At 44.5% G+C, this 12,518-nt stretch carries 13 protein-coding genes and 2 pseudogenes; 3 read left to right on the forward strand and 12 right to left on the reverse strand.

What is annotated here, in order from left to right; genetic code table 11:
• Position 1 precedes the first annotated feature (1 nt).
• The 5 genes from QYF49_RS08960 to QYF49_RS08980 all read right to left on the reverse strand — a co-directional run bounded on the left by QYF49_RS08960 (position 2) and on the right by QYF49_RS08980 (position 5,175).
• Entirely contained in the window at positions 2-592 is a 591-nt protein-coding gene (locus QYF49_RS08960) for a TetR/AcrR family transcriptional regulator (protein WP_290399279.1), read from the reverse strand.
• A 98-nt stretch (positions 593-690) separates the two neighbouring features.
• Complete coding sequence (locus tag QYF49_RS08965) at positions 691-2,316, reverse strand: long-chain-fatty-acid--CoA ligase (RefSeq protein ID WP_290399280.1); 1,626 nt, start codon at positions 2,314-2,316, stop codon at positions 691-693.
• Between the two features lie 56 nt (positions 2,317-2,372).
• Positions 2,373-3,125 (reverse strand): SDR family NAD(P)-dependent oxidoreductase, encoded by a 753-nt coding sequence (locus QYF49_RS08970; RefSeq protein WP_290399281.1) that lies wholly within the window; start codon positions 3,123-3,125, stop codon positions 2,373-2,375.
• Between the two features lie 22 nt (positions 3,126-3,147).
• The gene (locus tag QYF49_RS08975) at positions 3,148-3,921 is read right to left on the reverse strand and encodes an SDR family oxidoreductase (RefSeq protein ID WP_290399282.1); all 774 of its coding nucleotides are present in this window, start codon (positions 3,919-3,921) and stop codon (positions 3,148-3,150) included.
• A 27-nt stretch (positions 3,922-3,948) separates the two neighbouring features.
• Positions 3,949-5,175 (reverse strand): acyl-CoA dehydrogenase, encoded by a 1,227-nt coding sequence (locus QYF49_RS08980; RefSeq protein ID WP_290399283.1) that lies wholly within the window; start codon positions 5,173-5,175, stop codon positions 3,949-3,951.
• 172 nt (positions 5,176-5,347) lie between these two features.
• On the opposite strand from QYF49_RS08980, the gene QYF49_RS08985 reads away from it, so the two are divergent.
• A complete protein-coding gene (locus tag QYF49_RS08985) occupies positions 5,348-5,662 on the forward strand; it encodes a hypothetical protein (RefSeq protein WP_290399284.1) in 315 nt (104 codons plus the stop codon).
• A gap of 75 nt (positions 5,663-5,737) precedes the next feature.
• Here the strand turns inward: QYF49_RS08985 and QYF49_RS08990 are convergent.
• From QYF49_RS08990 to QYF49_RS09000, 3 genes and pseudogenes are all read right to left on the reverse strand, one after another.
• Positions 5,738-5,833: pseudogene (locus QYF49_RS08990) on the reverse strand (MerR family DNA-binding transcriptional regulator); the annotation flags it as partial.
• A 47-nt stretch (positions 5,834-5,880) separates the two neighbouring features.
• Complete coding sequence (locus tag QYF49_RS08995; RefSeq protein WP_290399285.1) at positions 5,881-6,867, reverse strand: aldo/keto reductase; 987 nt, start codon at positions 6,865-6,867, stop codon at positions 5,881-5,883.
• 113 nt (positions 6,868-6,980) lie between these two features.
• Complete coding sequence (locus tag QYF49_RS09000) at positions 6,981-7,550, reverse strand: nitroreductase family protein (RefSeq protein WP_290399286.1); 570 nt, start codon at positions 7,548-7,550, stop codon at positions 6,981-6,983.
• 336 nt (positions 7,551-7,886) lie between these two features.
• On the opposite strand from QYF49_RS09000, the gene QYF49_RS09005 reads away from it, so the two are divergent.
• Entirely contained in the window at positions 7,887-8,078 is a 192-nt protein-coding gene (locus QYF49_RS09005; RefSeq protein ID WP_290399287.1) for an alpha/beta-type small acid-soluble spore protein, read from the forward strand.
• Positions 8,079-8,156: 78 nt separating this feature from the next.
• On the opposite strand, the gene speD is transcribed toward QYF49_RS09005, so the two are convergent.
• The 4 genes and pseudogenes from speD to QYF49_RS25995 all read right to left on the reverse strand — a co-directional run.
• Positions 8,157-8,975: an adenosylmethionine decarboxylase gene (gene speD, locus QYF49_RS09010; RefSeq protein ID WP_290399288.1), complete on the reverse strand. Its 819-nt coding sequence runs from the start codon at positions 8,973-8,975 to the stop codon at positions 8,157-8,159.
• Between the two features lie 125 nt (positions 8,976-9,100).
• On the reverse strand, positions 9,101-10,030 hold the full coding sequence (gene glsA / locus QYF49_RS09015; RefSeq protein ID WP_290399289.1) for a glutaminase A: 930 nt from the start codon (positions 10,028-10,030) through the stop codon (positions 9,101-9,103).
• 95 nt (positions 10,031-10,125) lie between these two features.
• On the reverse strand, positions 10,126-10,980 hold the full coding sequence (locus QYF49_RS09020) for a VOC family protein (RefSeq protein WP_290399290.1): 855 nt from the start codon (positions 10,978-10,980) through the stop codon (positions 10,126-10,128).
• Between the two features lie 153 nt (positions 10,981-11,133).
• Positions 11,134-11,350: pseudogene (locus QYF49_RS25995) on the reverse strand (GNAT family N-acetyltransferase); the annotation flags it as partial.
• Positions 11,351-11,491: 141 nt separating this feature from the next.
• On the opposite strand from QYF49_RS25995, the gene QYF49_RS09030 reads away from it, so the two are divergent.
• A complete protein-coding gene (locus QYF49_RS09030; protein WP_290399291.1) occupies positions 11,492-12,496 on the forward strand; it encodes a zinc-binding dehydrogenase in 1,005 nt (334 codons plus the stop codon).
• Positions 12,497-12,518 lie beyond the last annotated feature (22 nt).

Genomic DNA, 12,518 nt, shown 5'->3' on the forward strand with positions numbered 1-12,518 from the left:
CTTATTGCCTCCTTTTTTCGTTTGAATCTTTCTGTCCAAGGCCATTGAGGATCATCTCTACAAAAGATTCAGCAACTTCACGTTCAGACATACGTCCTTCAGGATTGAACCACTGATAGCTCCAGTTCGCTGCACCAAGGATCCCAAATGTTACAATGGACGCGTCCAGATCTGAACGGAGTTCACCGTTTTCCATACCGTCACGGATCAGGTTCTCCAGGTTGATGCGGAAGCGGTCTCTTTTAGGGATGATCTGTGAGAGGCGCTCTTCGTTCAGGTTCTTGATTTCTCTGAAAAACACTTTGGCGCTTGCCCCGGCCTGTCTGATGTTGCCGATCAGCGCATAAACGATCTCAAACAGCTTCTCTTTGCTGGATTTCATCTCGTCAGCAATGATACGTTCCTGCTGGTTCAACAGCTCATCAATATATCCGTTGTGGATGTTCATCAACAGCTCTTCTTTGCTTGAAAAATAATAATAGAATGTCCCCTTTGTCACCCCGAGCGCATCTACGATATCCTGGATGGATGTTTCACTGAATCCTTTCTTCTCAAACAGACGGATGCTGCATTCCGTAATTTTTTCCTTCATGTCAGTGTCCTCGCATTCTTTTATCAATCTCAGGAAAAATTATATCATTCCATTCCTCTCCTTTTAATTTCCGATCTATAAATCTATAAAAAATGCTGCTATGTTGTCTTTACTCTTGCTTCATCGCGCAAAGCCCTTCTTAGAATCTTGCCGACATTCGTTTTGGGCAGATGGCCGCGGAACTCGATGACGTGCGGAATCTTATATGCCGAAAGGTTTTGCTTGCAGTAATGGATGATCTCATCTACCGTCGCTGTTTTTCCTTCTTTTAGTACGAGGATAGCTTTTACATCCTCTCCTCTGTAGGGATCCGGAACCCCAATGACGACAGCTTCCTGAACGGCGGGGAATTCATAAAGGACTTCTTCGACCTCCCGGGGATAGATATTGTAGCCGCTTGCGATAATAAGATCTTTCTTGCGGTCCATAATATAGACATACCCTTCCTCATCCATTCGGGCGATGTCCCCGGTATACAGCCACCCGTCCCGAAGCGTATGTTCGGTCTCCTCCGGCATGTTCCAGTATCCTTTCATGACTTGGGGACCCTTGATGATCAACTCTCCCAGCTCACCGGTCTTCACATCTTCTGTTCCGGCTGCCAAGTCCACTATGCGGTAATCAGTGGATGGGAGCCCTATGCCGACGCTTCCTTCTTTTCGTTCCGAGAACATCGGATTGCAATGTGTGGTCGGTGATGCTTCAGATAAACCATAGCCTTCTAAAATCTTTGAACCTGTCTTTCTTTCAAACTCTTGAATCAGTTCCACAGGCATCGGAGCACTTCCGCTGTTGCACACTTTTATGCTGCCAATTCCGTATTTTTCCGCTTTCGGATGGTTGGTGATCGCCACATACATGGTTGGGACTCCTGGGAAAACGGTAGGCTGTTCTTTTTTTATGGTTTGAAGAACCTCATCGATATCAAACCTCGGCAGCATGATCGATTCCGATGCGGTATAGATGGCGAGGTTCATGCAGGACGTCATGCCAAACACATGAAAAAGGGGGATGACGGTTAAATACTTCTCCTTGCCAATCTCAATGTTGAACTTAAAAAATTCATACGACTGCAATACATTAGCGATGATATTTTTATGTGTAAGCATGGCGCCTTTGGAACGTCCGGTTGTACCTCCGGTATATTGAAGGACCGCGACATCCCGTTCCGAGACGATCCCTGCAGGATCAATCCGTCCGCTGCCCAACTGTAAAAATTGAGAAAAAGAAAAATCTTGTGAAAGATCCTTTTGTTGTCCGTTTGGCTCAAGACTAACAGTGATGATGCGTTTCAAAGCAGAAGCCGGCTGCAATTTTTTTATTTGTCCATAAAGGGGTTCATACACAACAATGGTATCCGCCCCGCTGTCTTCAAGGATATGCTGCAGCTCCCGCTCAACGAGCAACGGATTAACTTGGGTAACAACAGCCCCTGCCGACAGCACCCCATAATAAGCAATTACATATTGAGGGCAGTTCGGCAGCATGATGGCTACACGATCTCCAGCTTCCACACCCGTCTGCTGCAAAGCGGATGCAAAGCGGTTTACGAGATGTTGCAGTTCCTGGTATGTAGTCTTCTGGCCGTAAAATGAAAGGGCATTTAAATCTGGATACCGATCTGCTGTCTGTTGAAGCAGCTGCGGGATGGACATATCAGGAATCTGTAAATCTGGCTGAATGGTTTCAGGATAATGGCTTTTCCAAACTTTGTTTTCGCTCATCATTCACCCTCCAGATTAATAAAATTGATGAGTTGGCTTTTCGGCAGAATTAGCATTCAAAAGATCAATCCGCCTCCATCCACCGATAAAGTGGTACCTGTGATAAAAGATGCTTCTTCGGAGGCGAGAAACAGCACGGCTGTTGCTACTTCCTCCGGTGATCCGATTCTCCCGAGAGCATTTGCGGAAGAGATGATCGGCCACTTTCTTTCATTGTTCTTCCAGTCATCGATGATGCTCGTATCGATCACTCCTGGAGCAACAGCATTGACACGGATATTATGTCTGCCATACTCAAGCGCAGCGTTCTGAGTGAGAAGGACTACACCGCCCTTTGATGCATTATACGCGGATACGTATTTTTGCCCTTTTAACCCAAGCAGACTTGAAGTATTGATGATCACCCCCCCACCAGCTTTGATCAGTTCGGGAACGCCATGTTTGATGCCGAGGAAGACTCCTTTTAAATTAATGTCAACAATGCGGTCCCATTCGCTTTCGGCGAGATCTGTGCTCTTCACTTCAGGGTTACCGATGCCGGCATTATTGAACAAAATATCCAGAGCGCTAAATTCGCTAATCGCCGCGTCGATCATCTTTTTTACCTGGATGGAGTCTGTAACATCTGTTTTAACAAAGAACGCTGATCCATTTTGCTCTCTTATGAGATGGACCGTCTCTTCCCCAAGCTCTTCGTTGACATCAGCGACAACAATATTGGCTCCTTCTTTGGCAAAAAGAAGGGCTGTCGCTCTTCCAATGCCCCCTCCTCCACCGGTTATGATAGCTGTTTTCCCTTGCAGTCTCATACGTGCCCCCTTATTGGATTCTTTACATGGCGTGTGCCCCGCCGTCCACGATCAGGACGTCGCCGGTTACATAATTTGAAGCGTTGGAAGCAAGAAACAATGCCGCACCTTTAAGATCATCTTCACTTCCAAAACGGTTAAGCGGTGTTCCACCAAGAATGGCATCCTTACCGTGCTCAATCAGCACCTTGGACATTTTGGTCGGGAAAAACCCTGGCGCAATCGCGTTAACATTGATATTGTGCTGTCCCCATTTCACGGCGAGATCCTTGGTGAACGTAATGACCGCACCTTTGCTTGTGTTGTAGCCGATCGTATCCATAAAGCGAGGATCCGTGCCTCCCAGTCCGGCAACAGATGCAATATTGATGATTTTGCCGGATTTTTGTTCAATCATCACTTTTCCAGCAGCCTGGCTCATTAAGAATGTGCCCGTCACGTTAACGTCGATGACCTTTTTCCACGCTTCATAAGGCATTTCAGCAGCGGGTGCTCCCCATGTCGCTCCACTGTTGTTCACGAGAATATCAATCGCACCAAATTCCTTCAGTGTTTGATCGACCACAGCATGAACATCTTGCGGATTTGTAATATCGCACTTTAAAGCAAGTGTCTTCGCTCCAAGATTTTTTAATCCCTCTGCTGTTTCCTCACATGCCTCCACTTTCCTGGAGCAGAGCACGATGTTGGCGCCAGCTTCAGCGAACGCTTCGGCGATCTGCCGTCCTAATCCCCTGCCTCCGCCAGTTACAATCGCTGTTTTGCCTGTTAACTCAAACAGCTTGAGTACATTCATGGTTCGACTCTCCTTTGTTGCAGAAATTTAATGGACGAGTAATTCTTGAGGATATTTTTTCAGTTCAAGTCTTGCGAGCTGAGCACGGTGGACTTCATCAGGTCCATCAGCCAGTCTTAATGTTCTTGCATTCGCCCACTGGGCTGCAAGCGTAGAGTCGTCCGACACCCCTGCCCCTCCAAATGCTTGTATGGCACGGTCCAAAACACGGAGCGCCATGGACGGAGCAACGACCTTAATCATTGCAATCTCTTGTTTCGCTTCTTTATTGCCGACGGTGTCCATCATATAAGCCGCTTTTAATGTCAAAAGCCGTGCCTGCTCGATCTCGATCCTCGAGTCTGCAATCCATTCGCGGATGACGCCTTGATCGGCAATTGGTTTTCCGAAGGCTGTACGTTTTTGAACACGCTTACATAATTCTTCAAGCGCTCTCTCCGCTGCTCCGATCAGCCGCATACAATGATGGATTCTGCCTGGGCCGAGTCTTCCTTGAGCGATGGCAAAGCCTTTTCCTTCATCCCAAATCATATTTTCAGCGGGTACTCTGACATTTTCATAAGTAATCTCTCCATGTCCATGCGGGGCATGATCATAACCGAATACCGAAAGCATCCTTTCGACCTTCACGCCAGGAGTATCCAAAGGAACCAGGATCATGGATTGCTGCTCATGCCGGTTAGCGCCAGGGTTGGTCTTTCCCATCACAATCGCAATTTTGCAACGCGGGTCTCCAGCTCCCGACGACCACCATTTACGTCCATTGACGACATAATCATCTCCATCCCTCTCGATGCGTGCTTGGATATTTGTTGCATCTGAGGAAGCGATTTCGGGCTCTGTCATAGAAAAACAGGATCTGATCGAGCCTTCTAAAAGGGGTGTAAGCCACTTTTCTTTTTGTTGTTCTGTTCCGTAACGGACAAGAACCTCCATATTTCCGGTATCCGGCGCACTGCAGTTAAAGATTTCCGGCCCGATAAGGGAACGTCCCATGATTTCACAAAGCGGGGCATATTCCTGATTGGTTAGGCCGGCACCATATTCGCTTTCAGGCAGGAACAGGTTCCATAGACCTTCTTTTCTCGCTTTTTCCTTTAATTCTTCCATGATCGGCGGAACCGCACTCCATCTGTTCTTTTGTTCATTAAGCTGCTTTTCGTAAAGCGCCTCATTTGGATAGACATACTGTTCCATAAAGCGGGTGATCCGTTTCTGCAAATCTTTCACTTTTTCTGAATATGAAAAATTCATGACCTTCATCTCCTCTCAACTTACTAACCGGTCGGTATGTTAGATTAATTAAAAGTATACTCCATCCACTCAAATAATCAAGAAATATACTTATTATTCAAAAAATTAATAAAATAGTCCTCTATATAAATTCATGTGGGTATGGGAAATACTAATGCCGGAGGTGACAGCTTTGAGCAAAATAAAAAATGTCGTTCTATGGACCGCAGCGATCTTCTTTCTTTTTTTTGCCTGGTCGGATTATGTAAAAGGACAACTAACGCTTTCAAGGCTCGAAGGACGTGTGCTGGAAAAATCTTATTCAGAATTGGCAGTTGACAGGGGGACAAATTTTGTAAGCGTGCCCCGATATACCATCCGCCTTTCATCCGGCCAGGCTGTTACTGTTTCATCACCGGATTTTCACTCGATCAAACAGGGAGACCATGTCCTGTTTATTAAACAAAATGGAAGCATAAGTCTCTATAAAAGAGAAAGCCGATCATAAAGGATCGGCTTTTATACATGCTCTTTCATTTTTTGATGCCTCACAGAGCGCAATGATGAAGGCCATTGAACCGGCAGGATTACTCAAACCAATTTCGTCATAATAGCGGAGCGTTTTAACGGGTATGTTAAGAAGCTGTGCCATCTGGCCAATAGAGAATCTGTTTTTAATGAAAACACCTGCTTATTGCATGATGTACGTATCATTGCACCAACGGATCATAGGTTTACCCCCTTCATTCCGGCTTCAGGATACCGTTCTCCGAATGCAGCTCCCAGTGGTGCAGCATCATTGATCCGGTCGAGGTCTTCTTGTTTCAGTTCAACCTTTATGGCGTCTAAATTTTCTTCTAAGTAACCGGTTTTCTTTGTCCCGGGAATCGGAACAATATCATTGCCCTGGGCAAGCAGCCAAGCGATTGCGAGCTGTGAAGTACTGCAGTTCTTTTCCAGGGCGATCTCTTTTATTTTTTCGACAAGATCTAAATTCTTTTGAAAGTTTTCTCCTTGAAACCTTGGAGAAAACCGGCGGTAGTCATCCTCGGCCAAGTCTTCAAATCTTTTGATCTTACCTGTTAAGAAGCCTCTCCCAAGAGGGCTGTATGGAACAAAGCCGATGCCCAGCTCCCGGATCGCAGGTAAAATTTGCTCTTCCACATCCCGGCTCCATAAGGAATATTCTGTTTGAACGGCTGATATGGGGTGTACCTCATGTGCTCGCCGGATGGTTTCAGGAGAAGCTTCTGATAAGCCCAAATAGCGTATTTTTCCTTCTTGAACAAGTATGGACATTGCCCCCACCGTTTCTTCTATCGGAATGCCCGGGTCCACTCTGTGCTGATAGTAAAGATCAATATATTCGGTGCCAAGCCGTCTCAAACTGTTTTCACATGCTTCCTTCACATATTTCGGATGACCGTTTACACCTAAAAATGAACCGTCTTCCCCTCTGATATTACCAAATTTTGTAGCAAGAATGACTTCTTCCCTCCGGTCTCTTATAGCTGTTCCTACCAGTTCTTCATTCCTGCCAACGCCATACATGTCAGCCGTATCCAGAAAGTTTACTCCTAATTCAAGGGCATGGTGAATGGTTTTAAGTGACTCATGATCATCTTGTCCGCTATAAAAGTCTGACATGCCCATGCAGCCCAATCCAAGGGAAGACACTTCCAACCCCTCGTTTCCAAGCTTTCTTTTTTGCATATTGTTCATCCTCTCCAAATTAGTTAAACCCATTCCTGCAATGTACCTTTACCCTGTTTTCCACTATAAAAAAACGAAGAGAAAGTGTAAGATTCTCTTCGTGCTGTAATCGGCTATTTTAACCACTTGGTGAATTCATGAAAGGATTTTCTTTTGATGGCTGCAGGAGCTTTGATTGGATAGCCAAGATAGATGAAACCAGCCATTTCACCTTTGTCTGAGAGCTGAAAATAAGACCTTACTCTGTCGTCATAACAAATGGCGCCTGTGCGCCAAACCGCCCCAAGACCTAGTGCATGGGCAGCGAGCAGCATATTTTGGATAGAAGCACTGACAGCTGCTGTTTCCTCTTTATGAATCACTTTTTGAAGAACTCCAGGCTCTACACCTACCGCAATAATGACGGGTGCACGAAGGGGTTTTTTCTTTACATTCTCCAATTTTTGCTGATCCTCTTCGGACAATGGTTCATTCATTCCGGATTTCGTGATCGCTGCCAGCAGCTCTCCAAGCTTGTTTCTCCCTGATTCACTGATCACGAAAAATCTCCAAGGATTCGTACGGTAATGGTTTGGAGCAAATGTTCCCGCTTCTAAAATTTTTTCCACCAGATGTTCGGGAACAGGATCATCCTTTACCAAACCTATGCTTCTTCTTGTATTAATCGCTTCAAAAATATCCAACCTGCATCATCCTTTTTAACTACCTTATGCTTAGCTATAGCTCCATTATAACGCCGCTCTTTTCCAGGAGCCATTGATTGTTTCTCAGTGCTCCCAGCTTGATGGATCTTCAAGCAGCAATGATCCAAATATTTGTTAGGACAACACTTTCTTGATTTAAACATCTTTCTGCAAACGTTACTGATAAGGAACGACTTCCACTTTTCCCATCTTGTACCTCTTTTATCATTAAGTATACACCGTCATACATCCAAAAAACGAATGCCTTTTTTTATTTTCGGAAACCTTAATAGACGAGCAGCAGGTCTGCTCAATTCCATGCGGGGGTGTTGTACCATGGCAAGAAACAAACTATTGGTACCTGGTTCTGAGAATGCGTTAAATCAAATGAAAGAGGAAATCGCCAATGAGTTTGGAGTGAAGCTTGGTGCAGATACGACCGCACGGGCTAACGGATCTGTAGGCGGAGAGATGACTAAACGTCTCGTTGCGTATGCAGAACAGCAGCTTGGAAATCAACCCCGTTAGTGTTGATTTCAACAAAAGAGACCCTTTATCGGGTCTCTTTTTCTGTTGGCGGTTCATTCACATCCTGCTTGAACCGAGCTACCTAAGAAATCGATTCATGTTTCGTCCAAAATATATTTCTTCCATCTCCTCTGTAATTCTTTTCGTTATGTCCGCTTGCTCCTGTTCGGTCAAAGTATCCCTTGTATAACCGAATAAGTAGTTATTAAGGTCAAATTTTTTCAGCTTGCATTTTGTATGAAAAATATTTTCCTGATAGATGTTGGTGTCAATCATATCAAATTCATTTTTAAAATCTTCACGGATAAAATTTTGTATGGAAGAAATATCATGATCAATAAAAAGCTTTTGTCCATTTATATCTCTCGTGAACCCTCTCACCCGATAGTCCACCGTCATTATGTCTGTATCAAATGACTCAATGAGGTGGTTTAATGCTTTTAACGGAGAAATTTCCCCACAAGTTGAAACATCAATATCCGCTCTGAAGGTGCTGATTCCTTCGTCCGGATGATACTCGGGATACGTATGGACGGTCAAATGGCTTTTATCGAGCTGCATAACCACAGATTCCGGCATGGCGGCCGGCGTCTCTTCTATGTTTTCTGTCGGCACTTCCACAACAGGGCCTTCAGAAACTAATAATGTAACACTGGCACCTTGGGGAACATAATCCTGTTTGGCGATATTGAGCACATGCGCGCCAATCGTATCCGACACTTTCTGAAGAATCCCGGTTAATCGCTCCGCGCTGTACTCTTCATCAATATACGCGATATAGGCTTCCCGCTCTTTCCTTGTTTTCGTATAACAGATATCGTACATATTAAAGCTTAATGACTTGGTCAGATTATTAAAACCGTGCAATTGAATACGCTGCTTTTGTGTACCGCTCATGAATGATTTCCCCTTATTAGCAAAGTATGGTCATGAAAATTTTACTCCATCAAATATTGTTAAGATACCCTCCATTCGGCATAAAAAAACAGTCCTATTGTAAATAAGACTGTAAATAGATGATTTTAAAACATACTTAGATCGTATCGTTTAGACAGCATTTCCAGAATTTTAAGGCCGGCAATGCTGTTTCCTTTCTCATCCAGGGCTGCACCAAAGATCCCGATGCCGAAACGGTTGGGAACAGCACCCATTATCCCACCTGAAACACCGCTTTTTGCAGGTATTCCAACTCTTACGGCAAATTCACCCGAAGCATTGTACATGCCGCAAGTCACCATCAACGTCTTGCAGATCCTGGCGATCTGTGTGGGGATCAACCGTTTATTCGTTAAAGGTTCAACGCCGTCCAGAGCCAGGACAAGGCCTATTCTGGCTAAATCGAGGCAATTCATTTCGATGGCGCATTGCTTCGTATAGAGATCGATAAGCTCTTCTACGTCTTCATTGATGATGCCATGCTGTTTCATAAAATAACAAAGAGACCGGTTTAAATGAGCAGTTTCAAACTCTGATACAGCAACTTCTTCACAAAAAGTGATCAAAGGATTCCCGGCCAGCTTCCTGACAAATTGAAGAAGACGATTAAACCGGTCATCTGCAGAAACGCCTTTGATCATGTGAGTAACAACGAGTGCTCCTGCATTGATCATGGGATTAAGCGGTTTGGCAGGTTTGCTGATCTCCAGCTTTACAATGGAATTGAAGGGATCTCCAGTAGGCTCATACCCGATTTTGCAGAATACTTCTTCTTCGCCGCAGTCCAATAATGCAAGGGCGAGAGCCAGCACTTTTGAAATGCTTTGAAGCGTTATCTTCAATTTTACATCTCCCGCGGATAAACAAGTGCCATCCGGATGATAGATAGCGACAGATAAGTCATCAGGATCAGCTTTTTTTAATGCGGGGATGTAATCAGCTACTTTTCCGAACTTCGTATAGCCCTTGGCTTCTAATACTAATTGATTAAGCTCTTCACTCGAACGACAAGTCATGGCAGTTCTCCGGTTGTTCAACATATGGATAGTTTGAGCAATCCAATGCCGAATCATACTGATCATAGTTCTTCAAAAGAATTTATCGTGTTTGATTAACCTCTTGCTAATTCCATTAACGTACCAGAAGGATCTTTTACAAACAGAGATTCATCAAGCTGCTGTACACCGTATCCTAAATTTCTCAGCCGGGCGCCAGCTTCATCTCTTGCTTCTGATGAGGGATATACCACTGTAAACTGTTTCAGTCCGGCATGATGTTCATCAGGAGCAGGAGCCCCCTGGCCGTTCCAGATGTTTAATCCGAGATGGTGGTGATACCCGCCGGTTGAGATAAATAATGCATGGTTGCTGTAGCGGAGAACAACTTCGAAACCTAAACCTTCACAATAAAACATTTCCGCTTCCTGTAAATTAGAAACGTGCAAATGCAGGTGGCCCATGATGGTCTCTTTTGGGAGCCCGTCAAATGATGATCCTGCGCTCTCAACCAGCAACCCTTTAGAATCAAGCGGCTCTGTGGTCATCACCACTTGTCCATTCTCCCATTTCCATTCTTCTGCATCACGGTCGGCATATATTTCAATTCCGTTCCCATCGGGATCCGCCAAATATAATGCTTCACTAACAAGATGGTCTGATGCCCCCTGAAGCGGATAGCCAATACTAATGAAATGCCGCAGGACTTTGGCCAGCTCTTTTCGGTTTGGGACGAGCAGTGCAAAGTGATACAATCCTGACGTCCGCGGCTGTTTCGGTTTTGCATTCTCCGGCTGTACCACCGACAATATTGACTTTAGGCCATCCAATGTTAAGAAGACGGCTCCTTCTTCTTCCTTAAGTACTGAAAATCCTAATATGCCTTTGTAAAAAGACAGTGATCGATCCAGATCCTCGACGATCAATTGAACGTGAGTTACAAATGTATGGGGACGTGTATGAAAGTTCATTCTATATGCTCCTTTATGTTTTGTAAGTAACTATTATTATATAATTAAAAGGAAATATCAAGTGATAAATGGATTTTTCCACCATTAATATGCATTATTAAGAGATTCTTCATCCTCCGGATTATTAATCACTACTTTCACGGGGTACACCAGCATCAGGAATTTTCCCAATCCAAGTTTACGATAGGAAGGCAGGATACAAATATCAATAACATATAATGTTGTGCCGATCGGATCATGATTCCGAATATATCCATGACCTGTTACTTGTTCCACCTACAATATCACCATCCAGTTCAATCCATAGCGCACCTTCTCAAAAATCCCCTAATAACTTCTCCCTGTTCCACCAGAGCTCTTCAGGAAATGGAAAGCTTAAATGAAAATCACGCTAATTTTTGGTGATAGATGGAAATCCTCAACTCCCTTTTTAGATGTAAAAACGTCATATAAGACAATGAAGAATCGCTCTGGTACACTTGAACTACATTAAGCAAAATGGGAGGCTGTCATGAACGCACTTGTACATAAAGAGCAAAAAGGACTTACTGGACTTGTTTATACTCAATTCGATGAAGTCGCACCAAAACCTGGAGAAGTTAGAATTAAATTAGTAACTTCAGGATTGAATCACCGCGATCTGTTTGTGATGGAAAGACACCAGCCAACCGATCCTCCTTTAATCATCGGATCAGACGGAGCTGGAATTGTCGAAGCTCTTGGAGAAGGGGTAGACAATGTGAACGTGGGTGATGAGGTTATCATAAACCCGGGCCTTGGCTGGAAAGAAAAAAGCGACGGACCACCGGAAGGTTTTGAAATACTCGGTCTTCCCTTTCACGGAACGTTTGCTGAAAAAGTTACCGTTCCCGCTGAAAACGCCGTGCCAAAGCCGGCCTATTTATCCTGGGAAGAAGCAGGGGTAATGTCTTTAGCAGCCTTAACGGCATACAGGGCCCTTTTTACCCGGGGCAGACTGAAAGAACATCAAAAGGTGCTTATCCCTGGGATAGGCAGCGGTGTGGCTACCTTCCTTCTCCAATTTGCAAAAGCAGTTAACGCGGAAGTATATGTGACTTCCCGGTCGGCAGAAAAAGGACAAAGAGCAAAAGAGCTAGGGGCGGTACAGGCAATTAACAGCAATGACGACTGGAGCGCTCAGCTAAACAACCAAAAGATGGATCTTGTCATCGAAAGTGTAGGTGCGGCAACTTTTAATAAGTCATTGGATCAGCTGCGTACAGGAGGCACTATCGTCACATTCGGTGCATCGGCCGGTGACCGGATAGAGTTTGATTTAAGGAAGTTTTTCTACGGACAGTACAGCTTTTTCGGCAGTACCATGGGGAGCAGCGAAGAATTTACAGAAATGATCCAGTTTACTGAAAAACATCAAATCAGGCCGATCGTTGATAAAATGTTCGAGTTGCATCAATTTAAAGGCGCATTTGAACGGTTGAATAATGCGGAACAATTCGGAAAGATAGGATTTAGAATCAGCAGCGAATCACATTAAAAAAGAAGCTCCGGATTTTTCC

The organism is Fictibacillus terranigra (genome assembly GCF_030412265.1).
Classification (GTDB): domain Bacteria; phylum Bacillota; class Bacilli; order Bacillales; family Fictibacillaceae; genus Fictibacillus_C; species Fictibacillus_C terrinigri.